At 38.2% G+C, this 1,235-nt stretch carries 2 protein-coding genes; both read left to right on the top strand.

Features of this window, described 5'->3' with window-relative positions; translation table 11 throughout:
• Nucleotides 1-609 (top strand): response regulator (locus tag AC1DTM_RS27280; RefSeq protein WP_477001354.1); only part of this gene is annotated, 609 nt, incomplete at its 5' end.
• A gap of 287 nt (nucleotides 610-896) precedes the next feature.
• On the top strand, nucleotides 897-1,235 hold a 339-nt coding region (locus AC1DTM_RS27275), incomplete at its 3' end, for a MurR/RpiR family transcriptional regulator (protein ID WP_477001353.1).

Genomic DNA, 1,235 nt, shown 5'->3' with positions numbered 1-1,235 from the left:
GATCATCATATCGTTCGAAGGGGACTCGTATTCTTTTTGAAAACGAGAGAGGAATTTGAAATTATTGGAGAAGCAGAAAATGGCGAAGAGGCATTAACATTTGTTCAAAAAGAAAAGCCAGATGTAGTTTTAATGGATATATCAATGCCTATAATGGACGGTATTGAAGCGACAAAACGTATAAAACAATATGACGAGACAATAAAAATTCTTATGCTCAGTAGTTTTTCGGAACAAGATTACGTTTTACCAGCATTAAAAGCTGGGGCAGATGGTTATCAATTAAAAGAAGTGCAGCCAGATCAACTCGTTGCGTCAATTGTTGCGGTATATCAAGGGAATACGAATTTTCATCCAAAGGTAACACCTGCGCTATTAGGGCGGTCAGCAGTCAAGAAAGAAAAAGAGAATCCTTTTTCCATGTTAACGAAAAGGGAGCAAGAAGTACTTCGTRAAATTGCGAAAGGAAGAAGCAATAAGGAGATTGCAGCGGCGCTTCATATTACAGAACAAACGGTTAAAACACATGTTTCCAACGTATTGGCTAAATTGGAAGTAGATGACCGCACACAAGCTGCCTTATACGCAGTAAAGCATGGGGAAAACTAGAAATAAGTATGAATAATTGTGTCATATGCTACGGAAGAATACATATGAGAAATTAAAATGTATAGAGATGCCGAATAAAGGTTTTTCTTCTTTCAATAATTAGGTACAATAAAGTGAAACTTTAATCAGTGGGGGGGGTCATCCCCACTGATTATTAGTTGAACCAATCGGGTTTTTACGGGCAGTTGATCTCCCACCTAACTCCCTTGCATTCATCGAATTTTGAGGTGGGAGTCTTACTGCCCGTTAATACGGGATAAAGCTACTATGGAAGGGGAAGATACACTATGCCTGGTACAAAAAGTGGGATTGGAAAGATTCAGGCTTCGGTAAATGGTTTATCACCGAAATTACGAAGTATTGCCGAACATATTTTGAAACATCCACAAGATGTTGTACATAAATCGATTACGGAATTAGCGGAAGTTACGAATAGTTCCGAAGCAACGATATTCCGCTTATGCAAACACCTAGGTTTTCAAGGGTTTCAAGACCTGAAAATTACATTAGCTCGTGAGATTGTACATACTCCGATGCAAAACATTCATGAGGAAGTATCGGTAGAAGATAATATGGTCACTGTTGCTAAAAAAGTTTTTCATTCACATATTACAGGACTGCAAGAT

The organism is Bacillus sp. P4_D3 (genome assembly GCF_056401855.1).
The sequence above is the reverse complement of the archived record's forward strand: the minus strand, read 5'-3'. Positions and strand labels throughout refer to the sequence as shown.